The organism is Blastococcus haudaquaticus, assembly GCF_900230285.1.
GTDB lineage: Bacteria > Actinomycetota > Actinomycetes > Mycobacteriales > Geodermatophilaceae > Blastococcus_B > Blastococcus_B haudaquaticus.
In genome coordinates, this window is sequence record NZ_OCNK01000002.1 from 535762 (window position 1) to 558897 (window position 23136).

Here is a 23136-nt window from a genome sequence, read left to right on the forward strand (position 1 = left end):
GTGCCACCTCCAGGTCTGGGAGCCGCGTCATGCCGTCGATGACCGGAAGCGAGCCCGGTACTGCGCCGGAGTGACGCCGAGCCGCCGCCGGAACGAGCGGTGAAGGGTCTCCACCGAGCCGAATCCGCAGGCCCGGGCGACAGCCGGGAGGGGGTCCTCGCCGTCCTCCAGGAGTCGACGCGCACCCTCGACCCGGGCGGCCTCGACGAATGCTGCGGGTGTGCTGCCCACCTGCTCGGCGAACACCCGGGCGAGGTGACGCGCACTGAGGCGGGCCCGGGCGGCCAGCGCGGGCACGGAGAGGTCGGCCGCCAGGTTGTCGGCGATCCAACCGGGCAACGCGGCGACGTCGTCCCGCTCCGGCCGCTGCATCGACAGCGCCACGCTGAACTGGCTCTGACCGCCGGGCCGCTTGACGTACATCACCAGCCACCGGGCCACTGCGAGTGCGACCGCGCGGCCGTGGTCGGCCTCGACCAGCGCGAGAGCGAGATCCATGCCGGCGGTGACACCGGCCGAGGTCCACACGTTGCCCGAGCGGATGAAGATGGGGTCCGGGTCGACCTCGATCTCGGGGTGCTGGGCAGCGAGGGCGGGGGCGACGGCCCAGTGCGTCGTCGCCGCCCGCCCGTCGAGCAGTCCGGCCATGGCCACGATCCGGGCCCCCGCGCAGACGGCGGCGACGCGGTCGGCGTCCGGGGCCCGGCCGGCCAGCCAGGCGACCACCTCGGGGGCGACCACGGCGTCCGGCAGGCCCCCCGTGGGCCGCAGGGCCCCGGGCACGACGAACGTGTCCCAGTGACCGGTCAGCTGGGCGAAGGTGGCATCGGGCAGCACGCGGATGCCGTTCGACGTGACCACCGGGTCCAGACTCCCGGCCACCAGGGTGACCGCGTAGCCGGGGCGCCCCTGGACGGCCAGGAGCCGGGTGGCGGTGGCGAGCACCTCGGCCGGTCCGCTGACGTCCAGCATCTCGACGCCCTCGAACAGGGCGACAGCCACTCGCCGGGGGTCGGTCATGGGACGACCATGCCCGGCGGCCGCGACGGCGGCAATGACATGTCTGTGTCAGTTTCCGCCATCAGGGGGGCTGCTCACGCGCAGCCTCCCGGGGCTCAGGCGAGAGCCTCGAGGGTGGGGCGGACGCCGCGGGTGCGCAGCGAGTGCAGCGTCTCGCGGTAGGCGGTGGTGAAGCGGTCGTCGTCCACCAGGTCGCCGAAGAGACCGCGGTCGGCGACGAACGCGAGCGGGTCCTCCGACCGGGCGCGGGTGCGGAGCGCCTCGGCCCGCGAGTCGGTGAGCGCGATCGGCCGACCGTCGTCGTCCGCGCCCTCCGCGGACCGGGCCCAGGCGGCCAGGATCGCCACCGAGCGCCGGATCTCCCCGCCGGAGGCGAGGTTCGCCCGCAGCACCGGGAGCAGGAACTGCGGGATCCGGTCGGACGCCTCGGCGCAGATGCGGTCGAGGGTGTCGGCGATGACCGGACTGCTGAACCGGCCCACCAGCTCGGCCCGGTAGTCCCCCAGGTCGATGCCCGGCACGGGAGCGAGGGTCGGCGCCGCCTCCTGCTCCAGGTAGCCCTGCAGCAGCCGGCGGAGCAGCGGGTCGCCGCACGCCTCGTGCACGTAGGCGAGACCCGCGAGACGGCCCGGCTGCGCCAGCACCTGGTGGCCCGCGTTGAGCAGTCGCAGCTTCATCAGCTCGTAGGGGCCGACGTCCTCCACCAGCTGCACCCCGGCTTCCTCCAACGGCGGGCGGCCGTCGGCGAAGGAGTCCTCCAGCACCCACTGCGTCCACGGCTCGCAGACGACGGGCCACCGGTCCTCGACGCCGAACCGCTCGGCCACCTCGGCCCGGTCGGCGTCGGTGGTGGCGGGCGTGATCCGGTCGACCATCGAGTTCGGGAAGGGCACCTGGCGCTCGACCCAGTCGCCCAGCCGCGGGTCGCGGAGGCCCGCGAACGACCCGAAGCTCAGCCGGGCCACCTCGCCGTTCCCGGGCATGTTGTCGCAGGAGAGGACGGTGAACGGCACGATCCCGCGCTCCCGACGGCGGGCCAGCGCCTCGGTGACCAGCCCGAACGACGTCCGCAGGGCGGTGGGGGAACGCAGGTCCGACACCACCGCGGGGTTCTCGTCGTCGAACCGGCCGGTGACGGCGGAGGTGTTGTAGCCGCCCTCGGTCACGGTCAGGGAGACGATCCGAGTTGAGGGGTCGGCCATCTTCGCCACGACGGCCTCCGGATCGTCCGGGGCGAAGAGGTACTCGACCATCGAACCGATGACACGGGCGTCGACGGAGCCGTCGGCCTGCCGGACGAGGAGGGTGTAGAGGCAGTCCTGCGCGGCCATCACCTCGGCCATCCTGCGGTCGGCCGGCAGCACGCCGACGCCGCAGATGCCCCAGTCGAGCGCCTGCCCCTGCTCCATGAGCCGGTCGAGGTACATGGCCTGGTGGGAGCGGTGGAAGCCACCGACCCCGAGGTGCACGATGCCGGCGCGCACCTGGCCCCGGTCGTAGGACGGCGTCCGGACCTGCTCGTTCAGCGACCGCAGGGAGCGCTCGGAGAGGGGGGTCACGGGGACACCATGCCCGCTCCGGGCGCGCCGGAACGGCAGGACCCCGGATTTCCCGCCACACCGACTCCCGGGCCGGAGCTACCGGCCGGTACGGAATGTGGGATCGTCGGCCCGACCCGAACGCTGACGGCGGCACCACAGGAGCGGCCACCGTCGAGGAAAGAGGATCGATGCGGTTGCAGCTGTCCCCGGAGCTCGAGGCCTTCCGGGAGGAGATGCGGACCTTCTTCACCACGCAGGTGCCGCAGGAGATCCGCGACAAGGTCGCGGCCCACCGGCACGTGAGCAAGGAGGAGTACGTCGAGGCGCAGCGCGTGCTCAACGCCGCCGGTCTGGCCGTGCCGCACTGGCCGGTCGAGTGGGGCGGCAAGGACTGGTCGCCGCTGCAGCGCCACATCTGGCGCGAGGAGATGCAGCTGGCCAACGTGCCGGAGCCGCTCGCCTTCAACACGTCCATGATCGGCCCGGTGCTCGCGGCCTTCGGCAACCAGGAGCAGAAGGAGCGCTTCCTGGCCAAGACGGCGAACCTCGACATCTGGTGGTGCCAGGGCTTCTCCGAGCCCGACGCCGGCTCCGACCTCGCGTCGCTGCGCACCACCGCCGTGCGCGACGGCGACGACTGGGTCGTGAACGGCCAGAAGACGTGGACCACGCTCGGTCAGCACGCCGACTGGATCTTCTGCCTGGTCCGCACGGACCCCACCGCGGAGAAGAAGCAGCGCGGCATCTCGCTGCTGGTCTTCCCGATGGACACCCCCGGGGTGACGCTGCGCCCGATCGAGCTCATCGACGGCGGCTTCGAGGTCAACGAGGTCTTCTTCGAGGACGTCCGGGTGCCCGCCGAGAACCTCATCGGCGAGGAGAACCAGGGCTGGACGATGGCCAAGTTCCTGCTCGGCAACGAGCGGGTCGGCATCGCCCGGGTCGGCTCGACCAAGAGCATGCTGGCCCAGGCCAAGGCGCACGCCCGGGAGATCACGTCCGGCGGCCGGCCGCTGGCCGAGGACCCGCGGATGGCCGCTCGCATCGCCGAGATCGAGAACGACCTGCTGGCGCTCGAGCTGACCGCGCTGCGGGTCGCCGCGAACTCCGCCGACGGCAAGCCGCACCCCGCGTCGTCGGTGCTCAAGCTCCGCGGCTCGGAGCTGCAGCAGGCCGCGACCGAACTGCTGGTCGACATCGCCGGCCCGCTCTCCCTGGCGTCCTTCGCCGAGGAGGGCTCCGACGTCCCGGACTGGGCGCGGGTCGCGACGCCGCACTACCTGAACTACCGCAAGGTCTCCATCTACGGAGGCTCCAACGAGGTGCAGCGCACCATCATCGCCGGCTCGATCCTGGGACTGTGACGTGAACTTCGACTACGACAGCGAGCAGAACGACCTCCGGGAAGCGGTGCGCGGCCTGCTGGCCCGCGCGTACTCCGACAGCGAGCAGCGTCGCACCGTCGTGAAGACCGACCCCGGCTTCGACGAGAAGACCTGGTCCCGGCTGGCCGAGATGGGCCTGCTGGGGCTGCCGTTCGCCGAGGAGGACGGCGGCATGGGCGCCGGCCCGGTCGAGGTGGCAATCGTCGCCGAGGAGATCGGGCGGGTGCTGGCACCCGAGCCGTTCATCGAGACCGTCGTCCTGGCCGGTGGGCTGATCTCCGCCGTCGGCTCCGCGGAGCAGAAGGGCGAGCTGCTCGCCGGCATCTCCGAGGGGACGACGATCGCCGTCTTCGCGCACGCGGAGCCCGGCACCCGCTGGACGCCGGCCGCCGAGGCCGTGACCGCCACGCAGAGCGGCGACGGCTGGACCCTGACCGGCGTCAAGGAGCCGGTGCCCAGCGGCGCCCGCGCCGACGTGCTGGTGGTCAGCGCCGTCGTCGACGGCGGCACCGGGCTGTTCCTGGTCCAGGGAGACGCCTCCGGGCTCACCCGCACCGGCTACCGCACGCACGACGGCACCCGCGCGGCGAACGTCCGCTTCGAGGGCACGCCCGCCGTCGCCCTCGGATCGGGTGACCAGACGCCCGCGATCGAGCGGGCGCTGGCGGAGGCCCGCATCGCCTACGGCCACGAGGCCATCGGCGCCATGGACACCGCGCTGCGGACCACGGCGGAGTACCTCAAGACGCGCAAGCAGTTCGGCGTCACCCTGAACAAGTTCCAGGCGCTGACCTTCCGGGCGGCCGACATGTACGTGTCGCTGGAGCTGGCCCGCAGCCTCGCGCTGTGGGCGTCGATGGTGCAGGAGGCCGGCGGCGACGTCGTCCAGGCCGCCGACCGTGCCCGGCTGACCGTCAGCCGCGCCGGCCGGCACATCGGCAAGGAGGCCATCCAGCTGCACGGCGGCATCGGCGTGACCGCGGAGTACTCCGTCGGCCACTACACGAGCCGGCTCACCGCGATCGACCACCTGCTCGGCGACGGCGACTGGGCCGCCGACCGGCTGGCCCAGAACGTGGCGAGCTACGACACCGTCGACCCGCTGGGTGCCCCTTACGCACCCTGATCACGGCCCGACGGAGCCCCGTCCCCTCGCGGGGGGCGGGGCTCCGTCGCCCCGTGGCCCCCTGCAGGGGCCCGCCACGAGCGTGCGAGTGGTGGAGAGCAGGGGGTCCTTCCATTCAGCGGGCGAGGCGGGACACCACGATGCGGTTCGCCCAGTCGGGCGTGACCGCGGAGAGCGCGGCCAGCGCCTTCGTCTGCCGGCCCACCGGCCGGTGCGGCGAGGCGAGCGGACGACGCCGTTCGTGCACCACCTTCCAGGCCGCCACCGCGACGTCGTCGGCGGTGAGGCGCACCCCCAGGCTGGCGACGCTCGCAGCGTGGACGCCGTCGCGGGACACCATTCCGGTCGCGACGAACAGCGGCACCAGGCTGCGTACCCGCACGCCGTCCCTCCGCCACTCGAGGTCGAGCGCCTCGGTGAGCGACTTGACCGCGGCCTTGGTGGCGCCGTAGGTCGCCAGCGTCGGCTGCCCGTAGAGGGCGGACGCCGAGCAGAGGTTCAGCAACAGCCCGCGCGGGGAGCGGCGCAGGAAGGGATGCCCCGCCGCGGCCCCGTTCACCACCCCGGTGACGTTGACGTCGACCATCCGCCGGTGGCTGTCCAGGTCGGTCCCGGTGAAGGGACCCGAGGAGAGCACGCCGGCGTTGTTCACCAGCACGTCGAGCCCGCCGTCCCCGCAGAACCCCTGCAGCGCAGCGCGCCACTGCGCGGCGTCCCGGACGTCGAGGACGCCGGCGACCGCGTCCGGCCGCCCGGCCGCGGCCTCGGTCACGGCCGCCCCGTCGACGTCGTACAGGCCCACCCGCCAGCCGCGCGCGAGGAAGAGCTCGGCGGTGGCCCGACCGATGCCTCGCGCGGCGCCGCTGACGAGGATGGATCCGGGACGGCGGCGGAAGGTGTTCACGGGGGTAACACCTACCGCACGCCGCTCAGAAGACCCAGTCCTCCGGGTTGGCGTCCGGGTCGTCGGCGGGCTGACCGAGCATCGCCCGCTTGAGATCGGCGGCCTCGCTGCGCACCAGGTCGAGGATCGGCACGAGGTCGTCCTCCCGGAGCCGGCCGACGGTGAGCCGGGTGATCGGGACGGCTTCGTAGTCCTCGATGGTCAGTCGGGCGGCGACCTCGAAGGCGGCGCGCAGCAGGGCGCCGTCCGGCGTCTGGTAGTCGTCGATCTCCTTGAGCGGCGTGGTGAGCACCGCCGGGAACCCCCACTGCTCCAGGGCCACGGCGGTGAGCCGGAGGCTGTTGATGCCGTAGCGGCGGGTCTCGGCCGCACGACGGGCGCGGAAGCCCGGGTTGGCGGAGACGATCTCCGCGTAACCCTCGGGGTCGTTGTGGTGCAGCAGCGCGGCGCCGAGCTGCGCGAGCAGCCCGAGGCAGAGCGCGTCCGGGGGCCGCTCGCCGAACCGGGGCGCCAGGGCCGAGGAACCGAGGGCGAGGCTGGTGGTGACGTCCCAGAAGTTCTCCGGCAGCTTCGACTCGTCGTTCATGTTGGTCAGCGCGACCGTGGCCATCGTGCGCACGGTCGTGAAGCCGACGACGGTGACCGCGAACTGCAGAGAGGTCACCCGTCCGCGCATGCCGAAGTAGGCGGAGTTGGCCAGCTTCATCACCCGGCCGGCGAGGGCGATGTCGGAGGACAGGATCCGGGCCAGCGTCTTCGCGTCGGTGTCGTCGGAGTTGGCGACCGAGACGATCTGGGCCGCCACCGGCTTCTGGACGGCCATCGTGTCGATGCCGGCCAGGATCACCTCGATGTCGAAGACGGGCCCCGGCGCGGTGTCCGCCCCGGGGAACGGGGTGACGGTCACGCGTCCTCCTCCGAGTGGGCCGCGAACCATGCCGCGGTGTGCCCTCCGGTCATCGGCTGGGCGAGGCTGAAGCCCTGCAGGTACGTCGCGCCCAGGCGGGTCAGCTCCTCGGCCTGCTCCAGGGTCTCCACCCCCTCGGCCACGGTGCAGAGATTGAGGTTGTGGGCCATGGCGATGACCGCCGAGGCGATCTCGGAGTGCCCGTCGGACAGCTCCGCCACGAACGAGCGGTCGACCTTGAGGCAGTCGACCGGCAGGTGCCGGAGGTAGGCCAGCGACGAGTAGCCGGTGCCGAAGTCGTCGATCGCGAGCTCCACGCCGAGAGCGCGCAACTGGTCGAGCACCTCCCGGGCCGACGCCGGGTCCTTCATCAGCGCCGACTCGGTGATCTCGATCTGGATGCGGGACGGCGCCAGCCCGTGGCGCTCGAGCACGTCGGCGACCTGCGCGGCGAGGTTGTCGTCGAGCTGCAGCGCCGACACGTTGACGTTCGCCCGGCGTGGCGCGGCCGGCCCCAGGAGCTGGTCCCACTCCGCGAGCTGACGGCAGGTCTCGTCCAGGACGAGGCGCCCGAGGCCGATGATGAGCCCGCTCTCCTCGGCCAGGGGCACGAAGACGACCGGGCTGATGGGGCCGCGCTCGGCGTGGGTCCAGCGGGCGAGGGACTCCACGGCCACGGGCCGGCCGTCCCGCGTGCTGAAGATGGGCTGGTAGTACATCTGGATCTCGCGGCGCTCGATCGCGTCGCGCAGCTCGGTGACCAGGCGCAGCTTGTCCCGCGCCTCGGCGCGGGCCTGCTGGTCGAGGACGGTGACCCGCCCCTTCCCGCTCGCCTTCGCCTGGTACATCGCGATGTCGCAGTCGCGGATCAGTTCCTCGGCGGCGACGTGCTCGGACGTCTGGACCGTGACGCCGACGCTGGCGTAGGGGCGGATGTCGACGCCACCGAGCCGCATCGGCCGCGACAGCGCCTCGGACACCCGGCCGGCGAGGGCGACGGCGGCGTCCTGGTCCACGTTCTCGCAGATGACGACGAACTCGTCCCCACCGAACCGCGCGACCAGGTCGCCGGGTCGCACCGTGGCGCGCAGCCGCTCGGCCACCTCCACGAGCAGCTCGTCGCCGGCGGTGTGGCCGAGGGAGTCGTTGACGACCTTGAAGTTGTCCAGGTCCAGGAAGAGGCAGGCCAGGCCGCTGGTGCCGGCGGTGAACCGCCCGGCCACGTACTGCGCGAGCAGGGTGCGGTTGGGCAGCCCGGTCAGCGGGTCGTGGTTGGCCTGGTGGGCCAGCTTCGCCTCGAACGCCAGCCGGTCGGTGATGTCCTCGATGGTGCCGACGAAGCCGGCGCCCACTCCCGGGGTGAAGAGGTGGGCGAAGCGGATCACCGTCATCCGGACGCTGCCGTCGTCCCGGACCAGCCGGGCCTGGGTCTCCACCTCGTCGCCGTCCAGGGCCGCCGACACCTGCTGGATGACGCTGTCGAGGTCGTCGGGGTGGACCGTGTCGATCCACCCGGTGCCGAGCAACTGTTCGGCGCGCAGCCCGACGAGGCTGCAGAACGCGTCGTTCACGTGGGCCAGGCGCATGCCCTGCTCGGAGAGCAGGGTCGGGATCGGGGAGCGCTCGGTCAGTGCGGAGAACCGGCGCTCGTGGGCATCGGCGGTGGCCCGCAGCGCGCGTTCCTGCTCGTTGGCGGTGGACAGGACCCGGATGGTCCACATGCGTCCGCCCGGCGAGGGGGTCGTCATGACGACGGCCTCGACCTCGGCACCGCTGGCGGTTCGGACGGGCAGGGTCATGCGCGCGGCCCGCTCGCGGCGCAGCAGGAGCTTGAGCTCACCGCCGCCGAGGCTCGGGAACAGGTGGGCGACCGGCATGATGCGCAGGTCCTCGAGGCCGTAGCCGAGGAGCTGGACGGCGCCCTCGTTGCCCCAGGTCAGCCGTTGGGTCGTACCGACGGTCTCCGCGACGAGGAGCGCCAGGTTGTCGCTCACGGTCGCGCTGTAGAAGACCGTGGAGACGATCTCCGGCGGCACCATGTCTTCCTCGGGCTCGCTGATCCAGGCGGACACGGTCCTCCCTCCGATTGCTCCACACGTCGCCGGGCTGCTCCAGCTGCAGGGGCACGGAGCCCCGCTGAGGTCTGGATCGGCGCGAGCACCCCCCTCCCTTCACCCGAACGCCGTCGGCTCCCCCGATGGGGGGAGGAAGCCCCGGCCGCCTTCCCGCGCGCCGGACCGGGGCGGGACGGCGCCGGAACTAGCCTCCGACCAGGAGGTGCCGTCCTGTCCGCTTTCCCCGCCCGCGCCGCTGCCGTCGCTGCGCTGACGCTCGCGACCGTGCTCACCGGGTGCGGCGGGCCGTCTCCCGAGCCGCTGGGGCAGCTGTTCCCCGACCCCGCCCTGGCCGCCTGCGTGGCAGCGGCCACCGGCCTGCCCGGTGCCGCGGCGGACGCGTCGGAGACCGATCTCGGCGCGGTCGAGGAGCTCCGCTGCGTGGGCGGCACGTCCGTCGAGGGGCCGATCCGCTCGCTCGAGGGCATCGGCGAGCTGTCGTCCCTGAGCGTCCTCGACGTCTCGCGGAACGAGATCTCCGACCTCGGGCCGGTGGCCGCGCTGACGCGGCTCGGGACGCTCACCCTCACCGCCAACGCGGTCAGCGACCTCTCCCCGCTGGTGGGGCTGGAGCTGTTCGACCTCGGCCTGTCGCAGAACCCGGTCCGCGACCTGAGCCCGCTGGCCGGCACCACGACGCTGAACGCGCTCGGCGTGGCCGCCGCCGAGATCACCGACATCGGCGCGCTCGCCGGGCACGACGCGCTCCGCGAGCTCGACCTCTCGGGCAACGCGATCACCGACGTCTCGCCGCTGGCCGGGCTGCCCACCCTCGACACGCTGCGGCTCTCCCGCAACCGGATCGCCGATCCGGCGCCGCTCGGCACGATCCCGACGCTGCTGATCCTCGACGTCTTCGGCAACCGGATCACCGATGCGAGCGGCCTGGCCGACGCGCCGCTCCTGCAGGAGCTGCAGCTCGGCGCGAACCCCGTCACCGATCTCACGCCGCTGCTGCGTGCCCGGTCGTTGGTGAACCTCGGGCTGGACGAGACCGACGGCACCCTGGTCACGGGGATCGACCAGCTCCGCGCCGCAGGCGTCAGCGTCAACGGCCTGGCCTGATCACTCCACGCCCAGGGTCGATCCCGTGGCAGTGGTCACATCCGCCTTTCCTCGTAGGCCCGGTGCTCGTTTCCCGTGCATGATCCGTCCACCCCACTGGTGACGGGCAACGACGCCCGCCAGCCGATTGGAGCGCCACGTGCGAATCGGAGTTCCGCGGGAGACCCGCGCGCGCGAGACACGGGTGGCCGCCACGCCCGCGACCGTGAAGAAGCTGGTGGCCCTCGGCTACGAGGTGGTGCTCGAGTCGGGCGCGGGGGCCGCGGCCAGCTTCCCGGACGACGCCTTCGCCGAGGCCGGCGCCACCGTCGGGACGGCGGACGACGCCTGGCAGGCCGACGTCGTGCTGCGGGTGAACGCACCGGCGGTCGAGGAGATCCCGCGGCTCCGCGACGGCGCGACGCTGGTCAGCCTGCTCAGCCCGGGCCTGAACCCCGACCTGGTCGACGCCCTCGCCGCGCGCCCGATCACCGCGCTGGCGATGGACGCGGTCCCCCGCATCTCCCGCGCCCAGTCCATGGACGTGCTCAGCTCCATGGCCAACATCGCCGGCTACCGGGCGGTCATCGAGGCGGCGCACGTCTTCGGCCGGTTCTTCACCGGGCAGGTGACGGCGGCGGGCAAGGTGCCGCCCGCGAAGGTGCTCGTCGCGGGTGCCGGCGTCGCGGGGCTGGCGGCCATCGGCGCGGCAAGCAGCCTGGGCGCGATCGTCCGGGCGACCGACGTCCGCCCCGAGGTGGCCGAGCAGGTCCGCTCCCTGGGCGGTGAGTACGTCGCCGTGCCGGCCGGCGAGGCCGAGGTCAGCGCGGACGGCTACGCGCGCGAGATGGGCGAGGACTTCAACCGCCGCGCGGCGCAGATGTACGCCGAGCAGGCCCCCGACGTCGACATCATCATCACGACCGCCCTGATCCCCGGCCGTCCCGCGCCCCGGCTGATCACCGAGGAGATGGTCGCGTCGATGAGGTCGGGCAGCGTGATCGTCGACATGGCCGCGGCGCAGGGCGGGAACGTGGCCGGGTCGGTCGCCGACGAGATCGTGGTGACCGGCAACGGCGTCTCGATCATCGGCTACACCGACCTGCCCGGCCGGCTGCCGGCCCAGGCCTCCCAGCTCTACGGGCAGAACCTGGTCAGCCTCCTCACGTTGCTGACCCCGGCCAAGGACGGCCAGCTGGTCCTGGACTTCGACGACGTCGTCCAGCGGGCGATCACCGTCGTGCGGGCGGGCGAGAAGACCTGGCCCCCGCCGCCCGTCCAGGTGTCCGCGGCCCCGGCGCCGGTCGCCGCCGCGGCCGTGGAACCGGCTCCTCCGAAGGCGCCACCCCCACCGGGCCGGCGGTTCGCCCTCGTCGGGCTGGGCGCCGCGGTGCTGTTCGCGATCACGGCGTTCTCGCCCAACGAGCTGATCCAGCACGTCACGGTGTTCGCCCTCGCCGTCGTCGTGGGCTTCTACGTGATCGGGCACGTGCACCACGCCCTGCACACGCCGCTGATGTCGGTGACGAACGCGATCTCCGGGATCATCGTCGTCGGCGCCCTGCTGCAGATCGGCCACGACGACAGGCTCGTCACGGCCCTGGCCTTCATCGCGATCCTGGTCGCCAGCATCAACGTCTTCGGCGGCTTCGCCGTGACCCGCCGCATGCTGGGGATGTTCACCCGATGACCGCGACCACGGCGGCCTCGGCCGCCTACATCGTCGCCGCGCTGCTGTTCATCCTCAGCCTGGCCGGCCTGTCGAAGCACGAGACCGCGAAGGCCGGCAACGCCTACGGCATGGCGGGCATGGCCATCGCGCTGGCCGCCACCATCGGCCTGGCCACCCGCAGCGCCTCGGGCGTCGGCATCGGGCTGCTGGTCGTCGCCATGGTCATCGGCGCCGCGATCGGTCTCTGGCGGGCCGCCCGCGTCGAGATGACCGGCATGCCCGAGCTCATCGCGATCCTGCACAGCTTCGTCGGCCTGGCCGCCGTGCTGGTCGGCTGGAACGGCTACCTGTCGGTCGAGGCCGACGTCGAGGAGCAGACCGAGGTCGCTCCCAACCTCCTGGGCATCCACTCCGCCGAGGTGGTGATCGGCGTCTTCATCGGCGCGGTCACCTTCACCGGCTCGATCGTGGCGTTCCTCAAGCTGTCCGGCCGGATCAAGAGCAACCCGCTCATGCTGCCGGCGCACAACGCCCTCAACCTGGGCGCGCTGGTCGCCTTCGCCGTCCTGACCGTGGTGTTCGTCGTCGAGCCGAACCTGCTGGTGCTCTCGGCGGTGACGCTGGTCGCCCTGGCGCTGGGCTGGCACCTGGTCGCCTCGATCGGCGGCGGCGACATGCCGGTCGTCGTCTCGATGCTGAACAGCTACTCGGGCTGGGCCGCGGCCGCGTCGGGCTTCCTGCTGGGCAACGACCTGCTGATCGTCACGGGCGCCCTGGTCGGCTCCTCGGGTGCCTACCTCTCCTACATCATGTGCAAGGCGATGAACCGGTCGTTCCTCTCGGTCATCGCCGGTGGGTTCGGCAACGAGGGCAGCGTCTCCGCGGACGACCGCGACTACGGCGAGCACACCGAGATCACCGCCGAGGACACCGCCGACCTGCTGCGCGAGGCCTCGTCGGTCATCATCACCCCCGGCTACGGCATGGCCGTCGCGCAGGCACAGGGCGCGGTCGCCGAGCTCACGCGCAAGCTGCGGGCCAAGGACATCGACGTCCGGTTCGGGATCCACCCGGTCGCCGGCCGTCTACCCGGGCACATGAACGTGCTCCTGGCGGAGGCGAAGGTGCCCTACGACGTCGTCCTCGAGATGGACGAGATCAACGACGACTTCGCCGCCACCGACGTCGTCCTGGTCATCGGGGCCAACGACACCGTCAACCCGGCCGCCACCGACGACCCGGGCAGCCCGATCGCCGGCATGCCGGTGCTGACGGTGTGGGAGGCGAAGAACGTGGTCGTGTTCAAGCGGTCGATGAGCACCGGGTACGCGGGCGTGCAGAACCCGCTGTTCTTCCGGGAGAACAGCCGGATGCTCTTCGGCGATGCGCGGGAGCGCGTCGAGGACATCCTCAAGGCCCTCTGACGGGCAGTGTGACCTCGTCGCGACCCCTGTCTTCTGTCGCCGCGAGGGCCTACCTTGGGTAGGTGCGCGCACACGGAGCAGTGACCGACGTCCCCGCGGCAGCGTCGGCGGACCATCTCTGCTGGGTGTACGGCGAGGACGACGACGCCTTCGACGCCGCCGTCCGCGAGTTCCTTGCCGGTGGGGTCGCGCGCGGAGAGCGGCTGCTCTGCGTCGGGGAGCGCGTCATCGAGAGCCTGGACGGCGGCATCGCGCCGCTCGGCGACACCGACGCGCTGATCGCCGACGGCGCCCTGTCGACCCTGACCCTCGCCGAGGCGTACGAGGCGACCGGCACCTTCACCCCCGAGGCACAGTTCGCGTTCTACGACGAGGCGACCCGCACGGCGATCGCCGACGGCTACCGGGGGCTGCGCGTCGTCGCCGATGTGGGCGGCCTGGCGGTGGACCCGGGGACGCGGGACGTCCTCATCCGGTGGGAACACCTCGCGGACGAGTACATGGCGCAGGGGTCCGGGATGTCCGCGATGTGCACCTACCACCGCGGCATCCCGCAGGCCGCCCTCGCCGCAGCAACGTCGGTGCACCCGCTGGTGCACGCGCCGGAGGCTCCACCGCCCTTCCAGGTCTTCTTCGACGACGACCGGGTCGCCCTCGTCGGCAGCGTCGACACCTTCGGGGCCGACCGGCTGGCCCGGGTGCTCGCCTCCTCCCCGGTGAGCGGCGACCGCGCGGTGCTCGACCTGGGGCGCCTGGAGTTCGTGGACGTCGCCGGGTCCCGGGTCATCGCCCACTGGGCGCAGGACCTGGACCGCCGGTCGCTTCCGCTGGAGGTGCGGGGCGCGTCCCCGCTGCTCCGGCGGATGTGGCAGGTGCTGGGCCTGGGCGACGTCGCCGCCGTCCGGTTCGCCGCGTGACCGCCGTCCTGCAGGAGCCGGTGCCCGGCTTCGAGCACGAGGCGCTGTTCTACCGGAGCGACGAGGACTTCCTCGACGGTCTGCTGCCCTTCGTCCGGGAGGGACTGGAGCAGGACGAGACCGTGGTGGCGGCGCTGCCCCGCAACCGGCTGGAGCTGCTCCGCGACGCCCTCGGCGACGACGCCTCCGCGGTGGACCTCCGCGACATGGCCGAGGTCGGGCGCAATCCGGCCGCGATCATCGCCGTCTGGGACCGGCTGCTGCGCGAGCAGACCGCCGCCGGACGCCGGCTCCGGGGAGTCGGCGAGCCTGCCTTCGTCGGACGGCGGGAGGCCGAGTTCGCGGAGTGCCGCCTGCACGAGCTGCTGCTCAACACCGCCTTCGACGGCGGACCGTCCTGGCGCCTGCTGTGCCCGTACGACGAGGTGCACCTCCCCCGCGCCGTCGTCCGGGGGGCGTTGCACACGCATCCGCTGGCCGGCACGACGGCGGGGCGACGGACGAGCCCGGACTACTCGCCGGGAGAGGTCGCCGAGCTGTTCGGCGCAGAACTCCCCCGGCCCACCGACGCCGTGCTCCGGGGCATCTACGGTGCCGCCGACGTCCCGGCGACCCGGCGGACCGTCGCCCAGTACGCCCGCACGATCGGTCTCCCCGAGGAGAAGGTCGAGGTCCTGGCGCTGGCCGCGTCCGAGCTCGCGACCAACAGCGTCCGCCACGGCGGCGGCACGGGGACGGTCGCCATGTGGGCGACGCCCGGTGCCGCGATCGTCGAGTTCAGCGACTCCGGGCAGGTCGACGATCCGCTGACCGGCCGGCGGATGCCCACCCTGGAGCAGGAGGGCGGTCGCGGGGTCTACCTGGTCAACCAGCTGTGCGACCTGGTGCAGCTGCGCTCCGCCGACCGCGGCACCACGATCCGGGTCACCACCTGGCGCTGAGCGCCGGCGCGGTCCCCCCGCCTCGAACTCTCCGGTGCCGCCGCTCACCGAGGTTGCGCGGACGCCGGGTGCGCCGCGACTATGCTGCCCCCAGTGCGTCACACAGCCGGCGCGCGGGCGGGGACGCACGTCCCTCCTTCTGACGGACCCTGGAACACCACGGGGTCCTGTCGTTGTCCGCCGGCACGGCTCCGTCCGGTGCAACCTCCACGGAGCTATCGCAGTGATTCCCCCTGACGACGACGCTGTCGCCGTCCAGCCGGCCTTCGACGAGCTCGGCCGGCTCTCCTTCGCCGAGCACTCCCTCGAGTCGCTCCTGCAACGAGTCACCGCGCTCGCGGCGGGGGTGCTCCCGGGAGAACCGGTGATCTCCCTGACCATCCTGACCGACCGGGGGCCCTCCACCGTCGCCAGCAGCGGTGAGCTGGCCCTCCGGCTCGACGAGGAGCAGTACCGCCTCGACTCGGGCCCCTGCCTGGCGGCGGCCTCCACCGGGCAGACGTCCGAGATCGTGGACACGCGGGCGCCGTCGGACTGGCCGGACTTCGCTCCGCACGCAGCGGCAGCCGGTTGCGGAAGCGTGATCTCCTTCCCGCTCCCGGTGCGCGAGAAGGTGGCCGGGGCCCTCAACGTCTACGCGCGCCGGTTCACCGTGTCCGACCGGCGGACCCGCGCCCTGGTCTCGCGCTTCGCCGACTACGCCGTCGTCCCGGTGTCGAACATGTACCTGTACGAGAGCGCCGTGGAACGAGCCGATCACCTCGCCACGGCGCTGGACTCCCGAGCCGTGATCGACCAGGCCAAGGGGATGTTGATGGAACGCTTCACGCTCACCCCCGACCAGGCGTTCCGGGCGCTCACCCGGGTGTCCATGCAGACCAACACGAAGGTGCGCGACATCGCGGAACGCTTCGTCGCCACCGGCGACGTCCCGGGCCTACCGACCCGGCACGGGGTTGCGGGCACCGGCGCGGTCGCGGACGGTTGCTGACGTGGACCCTTTCCGCGGGCTCGGGATGCCCCGCATACCCGGACTGACCGAGCTCCTCAGCCTGCTGCAGACCCAGACCGAGGCGCTGGCCCAGCTCCCCCGCACCCTCAGCGACCTCAACGGCACCGTGAAGGAGCTGACCGAGGCGACCACGAAGGCGCACGCCACGATCGCCTCCGCCCAGCGCATCGCCGAGCGCCTCGAGGACCTGGTCGAGGAGCTCGAGGAGCCGGTGCGCGCGCTGAAGCCCGGCATCGAGCGGGTGGGCCGGGTGCTCGACGACCCGGTCGTCGACACCGTCCCCGACACCCTCCGCCGGATCCAGGAGGACCTGGTGCCGCTCATCCACGGGCTGCGGGTGGCGCAGGACCGGGTGGGCTCGGTGACCGGCCTCCTGCGCCGCAGGCCCCGCCCGGACGACGAGGACCTTCCGGGCATCTAGGCCTCGGGCGCCCTGCCGCCCTCGCCGTTGTTCGGCCGGACGAAGTCGCCGACGGCCTTCTCCAGCTGTGCCCAGGTGCCGCTCCACTCGACCAGGGGGTCGAGGATCCGCTCGAAGACGCCCAGCTGCTGGTCGAAGGCGTCGAGCTGGGCGCGGATCGCGGAGATCGACTCCCGCTGGGCGCGCACCGTCTGTGCGATGGCGCTGACCTGGGCCGCGCTCATCGCGCCGGGCGGCGACGGCAGTGCGGGCAGGTGCAACCGCGCCGGGACGGCGCCGGCCACGGAGCGCGCGCGGTCGGTGAACCCGCGCAGCTGGTGGACGAACTCGTCGATCGACCGCCCGACCAGCTTGCCGGTCGCCGTCTGGGGCTCTGGTTGCTCCTGCTCGCCACCCATGGCCCGACGGTATTACCCCGGACCCCGACACGGCGGGAGCGACGTCAGTAGTGGTAGCGCGCCTGGACGATGACCGACTGCTCGTCGTCGACGGTGTACACGAGGCGGTGCTCCTGACCGACGCGTCGTGACGAGCAGCCGGAGAGGTCCCCCGCTCAGTCGTTCGGGCTTCCCGGTGCCCTCACCCGGATCTCGCGCAGCCTCGCGGATGAGGCGATTGAGGCGTTCCAGCGTCTTCCGGTCCTCGAGCCAGCTCGCGCGGTCGTCCCAGCCGTGCGAGGTGAAGGCGGTCCTCACTCGGTCAGGTCGTGCGGAACCGCACCGCCGTCGCGTGCCTCCGCGACACTCTCCCGCAGACGCTGTGCGTTCTTCGGCGACTGCAGGAGGTACACCGTCTCCTTGAGGGAGCGGTACTCGTCCGCCGAGACGAGGTACGCCGTCCCCTTCTTGGAGACGATCTCCACCGCGATCTGGTCGTCGTTCACCGATTCGATCAGCGGGAACAACCGCTGCCGGGCTTCACTGGCGGTGATCGACATAGCGCCCCCTCGGAGTGGTACGGGAAACGGTATCGCCGCCTGGCATCACCTTGCGCCGGGGCCGGACCCCGGGTGCCCATACGGCCGCCGGTACGGCCGGCGGCGTGGAGGCCGAGCGATCACGGAGGCGGCAGCGCCACACAGGGCGGGGCCGCTCCCCCGCCGCTGCGTCAGGATGCGGACATGGAGGTTCTGAGCAGTCGCGTACTGCTGCGTCCGACCCACCCCCGGCGGTCACGGGCGTTCTACGGCGACGTGCTCGGGCTGGCGGTGTACCGAGAGTTCGGCCCGCCAGAGCACCGCGGCGTCGTCTACTTCCTGGGCAACGGGCTGCTGGAGGTGTCCGGGCACGGCGACCAGCCGCCGCACGGTCTGGCGCTGTGGATCCAGGTGCGGGATGTCGCGAGCGAGCACGCCCGCCTGACGGCCGCGGGCGTGACGATCACCCAGCCACCGAGGCTCGAACCGTGGGGCCTGGTCGAGATGTGGATCGAGGACCCCGACGGCGTCCGCATCGTGCTCGTCGAAATCCCCAACGACCATCCGCTCCGACGGGACCAGCGCTGACACCGTGGGAGACGAGCGCAGCACTCGTTCAGCGGGCGAGCCGTCGCCATTGCTGCCTTACGGGAACGGAGCCCCGCTGCTACGTCCCGGCAGCGTCTCGCAATACGTGCAGGCCGGCTCGACGCGGTCTAGCTATGTCGGCTGCCCGCTGGCCGAACACGAGGCGCTCGCTGCCAATGTCCGACTTCTGACGAACCACGCTCGCGCACGCGCTATCCGATAGTTGCATCAGACTTGGTCGCCAATTGGAAACTTTAGGTCCAGGCCTTGAACATCCGGCGTCGGACACCATCGGATTCGTCGTCCGAACGCTCCGGATCCCAGATGCCGCAGGCTACGAAGTCCCCGTCCTCGTCGAATTCTTCGTAGACCTCGCCAGCAAGCACGCTGTCCATGACGTCCGCGAGATCCTCCAGGGCAGGACGACATTCCGCTCGACCGATGTTCAGAGGGCCCTCGATCTCTATTGGACTCTGATCCTCGCCGATGAAGATATAGATCCCATAACGATCGTCCTCGAACGGCGCAACTAGGACGGTAACCGACGCGGAACCGGCCGCTCGATTGGAAATCTTCAACTCCAGATTTCCGTCCTCTTCGGCCGCACTGAGCACCTCGATGGCCGCATCGAGATCATGCCTCGCGAAGTAGCTGTCGAGAGACCGGCGAACACTATCCGAAGCTTTCATGCTCATCAATCCACATAGTAGTGCGGTTGCCGTGCGGGCTTCTTTCCGGGAATCGCTACCCTGATGGCCCGGTCGGGCTTGCCCTCGTCGCAGGTGTAGGTGCTGACGTCGTGGACCACATGCACGTTCGCCGGATCGCTGCCGACCGACAGGCGCACCAGCGGGCCGCGGCTGCGCAGCAGGTCGAGACCGTCGCCGCTGGAGGTGCTCAGGCTGAACCGCGCCATGGCACGACGCCGGGGCGTCCGGCCCGGCGGGGGTGGCAGTGGTGACCTCCCGACCGGAGGCGTCGAGGTAGTGCACGGTGCCCGCGCGGTAGCCGTCGGGCCCAGGAGTGGCCGCGCTCGCTGTGGTGACCGGCGGCACGTCCTCCGGGCCGAAGCTCGCCGTGGCGTCAGTCGGTCCGGTGCCCTGCGCCCGGGTCGCCAGCGCTGCAGCCGCCGTTGACGCCCTCGTCCACCCGCCTGGTCTGCCCGGCGGCCACTGGCGGTCTGGTGGTCGGCAACTGGGCGGCGTCCGGTCCGCCTGCCCCTCGCGGGACACTGGCCGCGTCGCACCCAGTTCCGACGACGAGGAGACGCATGCCGACCGCCGGCCGCCAGAGGGGCACTGCCGCCCTCCTGTGCCTGCTGACGGCGCTCGCGACCGCCTGCTCCTCGTCGAGCCCGTCCTCTCCTCGCGCGGAGACGACGACGCCGAACAGCGCGCCGGCACCTGAGACTCCTGGCCCTGAGGACCGGGTGGACGACGTCCTCACCGGGCTGGACCGGCGGTCCCAGGTGGCCCAGCTCTTCGTCGCCGGAGTGCCGCTCGACGACCTCGCGAGCGGCGACGCGATCGCGCAGGCAGGCGTGGGTGGCCTCTTCATGGCGGGGCGGTCCGAGCTGCCGGCCACGGACCTGGCCGCGATCGCCGCGCGCTGGCAGTCCCTCTCCCCCGGCCCGGACCTGTGGGTCGCCGTCGACCAGGAGGGCGGCGCCGTCCAGGCGCTCAGGGGCCCCGGCTTCGAACCTCTGCCCTCCGCCCTGGCGCAGGGGGTGCTCCCGCCGCCCGAGCTGGCGGCGCTCGCCGAGACGATGGGCGCGAGCCTCGCCTCGGCGGGGATCAGCCTCGATCTCGCCCCCGTCGCCGACGTCGTCCCGCCCGGCACCGAAGCCGCAAACGAGCCCATCGGCTCCTTCGACCGGCAGTACGGCGGCACCGCCGAGGCCGTGGCCACCGCTGCGGGGACCGTCGTCGACGGGCTGGACCGGTCCGGCGTGACCGCGACCCTCAAGCACTTCCCCGGCCTCGGCCTGGTCGACGCCAACACCGACACCACCGCCGACGTCACCGATCCGGTCACCGGCCCCGACGATCCGCAGGTGACGCTCTTCGCGGAGCTGGCGGACTCCCCCGCCGACCCGTTCGTCATGGTGTCGTCGGCGACCTATCCGAGGATCGACCCCGACGAGCAGGCTGCCTTCTCACCGGCGGTGGTCACCAGGCTCCTCCGGGAGCAGCTCGGCTTCGAGGGGGTGGTCATCTCCGACGACCTGGGCAATGCCCGCGCCGTCCAGGACGTCCCGCCCGGTGACCGCGCCGTCCGGTTCCTCGCCGCCGGGGGCACGCTCGTCCTCACCGTCGACCCCGCCCTCGTGCCCGAGATGATCGACGCCGTGCTGGCGCGCGACGCCGCCGATCAGTCGTTCGCCGCGACGGTGGACGAGGCCGTGCGCACCGCGCTGCTGGCCAAGGAGGGCGCGGGGCTGCTGCCCGGGTGAGTCAGCCGACGAGCTCGCGCAGCCGCTCGGCGTTGCGGACGGCGTGCCCGTACCCGTCGTTGTTGAAGTACACGTAGACGTCGCGGCCTGCATCGCGCCACTCCCCTACCCGGTCGGCCCACCAGCGCAGGTCCGCATCGCCGTAGGAACCTGCGTAGAGGTGGTCGTGGTCGGGACCGTGCATCCGCACGTACACGAACGGCGCCGTCGCCCGCAGGACGCACGGCAGGCCGGCGCCGCTCATCACGCAGTAGGCCGCGCCGTGGCGCTCGAGCAGCTCGAACACCGCGTCGTCGTGCCAGCTCGGGTGCCGGAACTCGACGGCGACCCGCATCCAGTCCGGCAGCCGGGCGAGGAGGTAGTCCAGGCGGGCGTCGTCCCGCTCGTGGGCGGGATGCAGCTGCAGCAGCAGGACCGCCCGCCGGGCTCCCAGTTCGTGCCAGGCGGACGTGAGCCGCGGCAGCCACGGCTCCGGGGCGAACAGCCGCTTGGCGTGCGTGAGCCCGCGCGGCGCCTTGACCGACAGCTGGAAGCCCTCCGGCAGGCGGCGGCGCCAGCCGGCGAAGCTGACGTCGCGCGGCCACCGGTAGAAGCTGGCGTTCAGCTCGACGGTGCCGAACCGCCGCACGTAGTGCGCCAGCCGGTCCCGCGGGGGCGTCCCCGGCGGGTACAGGACGCCGTCCCAGTGGTCATAGCTCCACCCCGACGTCCCGATGTGCACCGCCACCGCGCCCCCTTACCCGACCGGGACGGACGCGGAGACGTACTGATGGAACGGCCCCGCCGCAGGGGCCCGCCGCGAGCGTGCGAGCGGTGGGGGGCGGCGGGGTCCTCTCAGTACCAGCCGCTGGACTGCGACTTCCCCCAGGCGGCGCACGGCGAGCCGTAGGCCTTCTCGATGTAGATGAGCCCGGCGTCGATCTGGCGGTAGCCGTCCGACGTCTTGGCGATGCCGGTGCCGGCCCAGGTCGAGTTCAGGAACTGGGCGATGCCGTAGGCGGTGCTGCTGGGGTTCTGCGCGTTGGGGTTCCAGCCGCTCTCCTTGCCCCACAGGTTTTCCAGGCAGGAGAACTCGCTGCTGCTGCCGACCTTGCTCATCGCGTACTCCTTGTAGGAGCCCGACGGGGCGGTCGCGGCGGCGGTGCCCTGCCCGGGGCGCGCGGCGGCGGCCTCGGCCTCGGCCACGCGGGCCGCCTCGACGCGGGCGGCCTCCTCGGCGGCGGCCTTCGCGGCGGCCTCCTCGGCGGCGATGCGGTCGCGCTCGGCCTGGTCGGCGGCGGCCTGGGCGGCCACGGCCTCGGCCTGCAGGGCGTCGCGCTCGCTGCGGCTGGCGGCCAGCTGCTCGAGCGGGGCGATCAGCTCGTCCTGGGCGACCGGAGCCGGCTGGGCGGGGATGCCGAGCTGCTCGGCGACGCTGACCGACTCCAGCTGGGCCGCCTCGACGGCCGGCTCGCCGGCGGAGAGCACGCCGACCATGACGGCGCCGGCTGCGGCCACCGCCAGGTAGAGGGCCGGACGGCGCCCGGCAACGGGCGGCCGGCGCGTGTCGGCGCCGCCGCGGCGGGACGAGGACGTGACGGTGCGGGACGTGATGGTGCGGAGGTTCATGAGGTGCGGGTGCTCCGGGTGGCAGGCGCAGCGGCCCTCCCGGCGCGCGAGGGCGCGGGCGGTGCACTGCGGTGAGGGGCAGCAGCGGGCCCGACGGGCCGGGTCAGCGCAGGGAGAAGCCGCGCGACGGTCCTGATCGGTTGCTGCGTGCACGGTCGGCCCGCGGACGGGCCAGGCGGTGGCTCTCCTTCTCGTGGCGCTCTTCCATGGCCGCCTACCGAGTTAGCTGACGGATTCGGGCGGGAAGCAGCCCTACCCGCCCCGAGCGGAGCTCGGAGCAGGATTCACCCCAGTACTGCGGTGGGTCCCCGGCTCGCCGTCGGCTCGGTCTCGGCCTTCGGCGACTCGGCGGCGTCCGGCGCGGCCGCCCCGGATGGGGCAGGAACAACCGACCGGACCCGGCCAAGGTAACCGCCGTTATCGAGACGTGACAATGCCGGAGCGGCAATCGGCGGCGTGATGCATCTCGCCCCACCCGTCACGGCAGCCTCCACACCGTCGTCCGGCGAACCTGTGGGCCCTCGGTGTCCGGGACGTCGAAGGTTGCCACCCGCTCCAGCCGGTCGACCGGCACGTAGGGCCGGCCGGGGTCGCCCAGGTAGACGTCGGCGCCGCGGGCGCGGGCGGCCTCGAGCCAGGGCAGCACCCGCTCGCTCATCACCCGGTCGTAGCAGACGTCGCCCGCCAGGACGACGTCGACGGCGGGCGGCTCGTCCCCCAGCACGTCCCCGAGCACGGCGATGGGCGCCACCCCGTTCGCCGCCGCGTTGACCGCGACCGCCGCGTGCGAGAAGGGGTCGACGTCGCTGGCCAGCACGCGGGCCGCCCCCGCGAGCGCCGCGGCGACGGCGACCAGGCCGCTCCCCGCACCGAGGTCGAGCACCGAGCGCCCGGCGACCGAGGCGGGGGTGTCCAGCACGTAGCGGGCCAGCGCCTGGCCGCCCGGCCAGGCGGCGGCCCAGAAGGGCGGGTCGGTGGGGGCGACGCCCCGCTCCGTCTCGATGGCCTCCCAGAGCGCGACGACGTCGGCGGAGACGCGCAGCGTGACCTCCGGGACCAGGGACGGCCGGTCGGGCCGGGTGTGGTCGCGCACGAAGGTGGCGGGCACGGGTCGCTCGGCGGTCACCGGGCCAGTCAACCCGAC

The 23136-nt window shown here is 72.7% G+C and carries 23 protein-coding genes, 2 pseudogenes and 1 riboswitch; of the genes and pseudogenes, 11 read left to right on the plus strand and 14 right to left on the minus strand.

Annotated features, from left to right (window positions below; all coding sequences use genetic code 11):
- Nucleotides 1–27 precede the first annotated feature (27 nt).
- A complete protein-coding gene (locus CRP30_RS09195; RefSeq protein ID WP_097183625.1) occupies nt 28–1020 on the minus strand; it encodes a GlxA family transcriptional regulator in 993 nt (330 codons plus the stop codon).
- A gap of 95 nt (nt 1021–1115) precedes the next feature.
- A complete protein-coding gene (locus CRP30_RS09200) occupies nt 1116–2579 on the minus strand; it encodes a mannitol dehydrogenase family protein (RefSeq protein ID WP_097183626.1) in 1464 nt (487 codons plus the stop codon).
- Between the two features lie 170 nt (nt 2580–2749).
- On the opposite strand from CRP30_RS09200, the gene CRP30_RS09205 reads away from it, so the two are divergent.
- Together CRP30_RS09205 and CRP30_RS09210 are read left to right on the plus strand one after the other, a co-directional pair.
- The gene (locus CRP30_RS09205; protein WP_097183627.1) at nt 2750–3925 is read left to right on the plus strand and encodes an acyl-CoA dehydrogenase family protein; all 1176 of its coding nucleotides are present in this window, start codon (nt 2750–2752) and stop codon (nt 3923–3925) included.
- A 1-nt stretch (nt 3926) separates the two neighbouring features.
- The gene (locus tag CRP30_RS09210) at nt 3927–5072 is read left to right on the plus strand and encodes an acyl-CoA dehydrogenase family protein (RefSeq protein WP_097183628.1); all 1146 of its coding nucleotides are present in this window, start codon (nt 3927–3929) and stop codon (nt 5070–5072) included.
- Between the two features lie 115 nt (nt 5073–5187).
- On the opposite strand, the gene CRP30_RS09215 is transcribed toward CRP30_RS09210, so the two are convergent.
- From CRP30_RS09215 to CRP30_RS09225, 3 genes are read right to left on the minus strand one after another with little or no spacing between them, the layout of a single operon-like run.
- Nucleotides 5188–5976 carry an SDR family oxidoreductase gene (locus CRP30_RS09215; RefSeq protein ID WP_200814639.1) on the minus strand — a complete coding sequence of 263 codons (789 nt, stop codon included), beginning with the start codon at nt 5974–5976 and terminating at the stop codon, nt 5188–5190.
- 25 nt (nt 5977–6001) lie between these two features.
- On the minus strand, nt 6002–6883 hold the full coding sequence (locus CRP30_RS09220; RefSeq protein ID WP_235003285.1) for an HDOD domain-containing protein: 882 nt from the start codon (nt 6881–6883) through the stop codon (nt 6002–6004).
- Nucleotides 6880–8955, minus strand: a complete 2076-nt coding sequence (locus CRP30_RS09225; RefSeq protein ID WP_235003286.1) for a putative bifunctional diguanylate cyclase/phosphodiesterase — start codon at nt 8953–8955, stop codon at nt 6880–6882. Before CRP30_RS09225 ends, CRP30_RS09220 begins: the two co-directional genes overlap by 4 nt.
- A 267-nt stretch (nt 8956–9222) precedes the next feature.
- On the opposite strand from CRP30_RS09225, the gene CRP30_RS09230 reads away from it, so the two are divergent.
- The 7 genes from CRP30_RS09230 to CRP30_RS09265 all read left to right on the plus strand — a co-directional run bounded on the left by CRP30_RS09230 (nt 9223) and on the right by CRP30_RS09265 (nt 16428).
- Nucleotides 9223–10062, plus strand: a complete 840-nt coding sequence (locus CRP30_RS09230; protein WP_097183630.1) for a leucine-rich repeat domain-containing protein — start codon at nt 9223–9225, stop codon at nt 10060–10062.
- A gap of 139 nt (nt 10063–10201) precedes the next feature.
- Nucleotides 10202–11731 (plus strand): Re/Si-specific NAD(P)(+) transhydrogenase subunit alpha, encoded by a 1530-nt coding sequence (locus CRP30_RS09235; protein ID WP_097183631.1) that lies wholly within the window; start codon nt 10202–10204, stop codon nt 11729–11731.
- Entirely contained in the window at nt 11728–13137 is a 1410-nt protein-coding gene (gene pntB / locus CRP30_RS09240; protein ID WP_097183632.1) for a Re/Si-specific NAD(P)(+) transhydrogenase subunit beta, read from the plus strand. The genes CRP30_RS09235 and pntB overlap by 4 nt, the downstream gene beginning before the upstream one ends.
- An 80-nt stretch (nt 13138–13217) precedes the next feature.
- Nucleotides 13218–14054, plus strand: a complete 837-nt coding sequence (locus tag CRP30_RS09245) for an MEDS domain-containing protein (protein ID WP_159961646.1) — start codon at nt 13218–13220, stop codon at nt 14052–14054.
- Nucleotides 14051–14995, plus strand: a complete 945-nt coding sequence (locus CRP30_RS22260) for a sensor histidine kinase (protein WP_159961649.1) — start codon at nt 14051–14053, stop codon at nt 14993–14995. Before CRP30_RS09245 ends, CRP30_RS22260 begins: the two co-directional genes overlap by 4 nt.
- Nucleotides 14996–15218: 223 nt before the next feature.
- Nucleotides 15219–15986, plus strand: a complete 768-nt coding sequence (locus CRP30_RS09260; RefSeq protein WP_235003288.1) for a GAF and ANTAR domain-containing protein — start codon at nt 15219–15221, stop codon at nt 15984–15986.
- A gap of 1 nt (nt 15987) precedes the next feature.
- Entirely contained in the window at nt 15988–16428 is a 441-nt protein-coding gene (locus CRP30_RS09265; RefSeq protein WP_097183635.1) for a hypothetical protein, read from the plus strand.
- Here the strand turns inward: CRP30_RS09265 and CRP30_RS09270 are convergent.
- The 4 genes and pseudogenes from CRP30_RS09270 to CRP30_RS09280 form a co-directional block, all read right to left on the minus strand.
- On the minus strand, nt 16425–16826 hold the full coding sequence (locus CRP30_RS09270) for a hypothetical protein (RefSeq protein WP_097183636.1): 402 nt from the start codon (nt 16824–16826) through the stop codon (nt 16425–16427). The genes CRP30_RS09265 and CRP30_RS09270 overlap by 4 nt on opposite strands.
- 44 nt (nt 16827–16870) lie before the next feature.
- Nucleotides 16871–16966, minus strand: a pseudogene (locus CRP30_RS23425) (type II toxin-antitoxin system YoeB family toxin); the annotation flags it as partial.
- 25 nt (nt 16967–16991) lie between these two features.
- Nucleotides 16992–17123 (minus strand): annotated as a pseudogene (locus CRP30_RS23430) (type II toxin-antitoxin system YoeB family toxin); the annotation flags it as partial.
- On the minus strand, nt 17120–17365 hold the full coding sequence (locus tag CRP30_RS09280; protein ID WP_097183637.1) for a type II toxin-antitoxin system Phd/YefM family antitoxin: 246 nt from the start codon (nt 17363–17365) through the stop codon (nt 17120–17122). The gene CRP30_RS09280 and the pseudogene CRP30_RS23430, both read right to left, overlap by 4 nt.
- A gap of 183 nt (nt 17366–17548) precedes the next feature.
- Between CRP30_RS09280 and CRP30_RS09285 the strand changes: the two genes are divergently transcribed.
- On the plus strand, nt 17549–17932 hold the full coding sequence (locus CRP30_RS09285; protein WP_097183638.1) for a VOC family protein: 384 nt from the start codon (nt 17549–17551) through the stop codon (nt 17930–17932).
- A 254-nt stretch (nt 17933–18186) separates the two neighbouring features.
- Here the strand turns inward: CRP30_RS09285 and CRP30_RS09290 are convergent, their stop codons facing one another.
- Nucleotides 18187–18627 carry a hypothetical protein gene (locus CRP30_RS09290; protein WP_097183639.1) on the minus strand — a complete coding sequence of 147 codons (441 nt, stop codon included), beginning with the start codon at nt 18625–18627 and terminating at the stop codon, nt 18187–18189.
- A complete protein-coding gene (locus tag CRP30_RS09295; protein ID WP_097183640.1) occupies nt 18627–18848 on the minus strand; it encodes a hypothetical protein in 222 nt (73 codons plus the stop codon). Before CRP30_RS09295 ends, CRP30_RS09290 begins: the two co-directional genes overlap by 1 nt.
- A gap of 513 nt (nt 18849–19361) precedes the next feature.
- On the opposite strand from CRP30_RS09295, the gene CRP30_RS09300 reads away from it, so the two are divergent.
- On the plus strand, nt 19362–20384 hold the full coding sequence (locus CRP30_RS09300; RefSeq protein ID WP_159961652.1) for a glycoside hydrolase family 3 N-terminal domain-containing protein: 1023 nt from the start codon (nt 19362–19364) through the stop codon (nt 20382–20384).
- Nucleotide 20385: 1 nt separating this feature from the next.
- Here CRP30_RS09300 and CRP30_RS09305 read toward each other — a convergent pair whose 3' ends face one another.
- The 3 genes from CRP30_RS09305 to CRP30_RS09315 form a co-directional block, all read right to left on the minus strand.
- On the minus strand, nt 20386–21111 hold the full coding sequence (locus CRP30_RS09305) for a DUF72 domain-containing protein (RefSeq protein WP_097183642.1): 726 nt from the start codon (nt 21109–21111) through the stop codon (nt 20386–20388).
- Between the two features lie 107 nt (nt 21112–21218).
- A complete protein-coding gene (locus CRP30_RS09310) occupies nt 21219–21992 on the minus strand; it encodes an aggregation-promoting factor C-terminal-like domain-containing protein (RefSeq protein WP_097183643.1) in 774 nt (257 codons plus the stop codon).
- 196 nt (nt 21993–22188) lie between these two features.
- A riboswitch (cyclic di-AMP (ydaO/yuaA leader) is annotated at nt 22189–22338 on the minus strand.
- Between the two features lie 132 nt (nt 22339–22470).
- Nucleotides 22471–23118, minus strand: a complete 648-nt coding sequence (locus CRP30_RS09315) for a class I SAM-dependent methyltransferase (protein WP_097183644.1) — start codon at nt 23116–23118, stop codon at nt 22471–22473.
- Between the last annotated feature and the right edge of the window lie 18 nt (nt 23119–23136).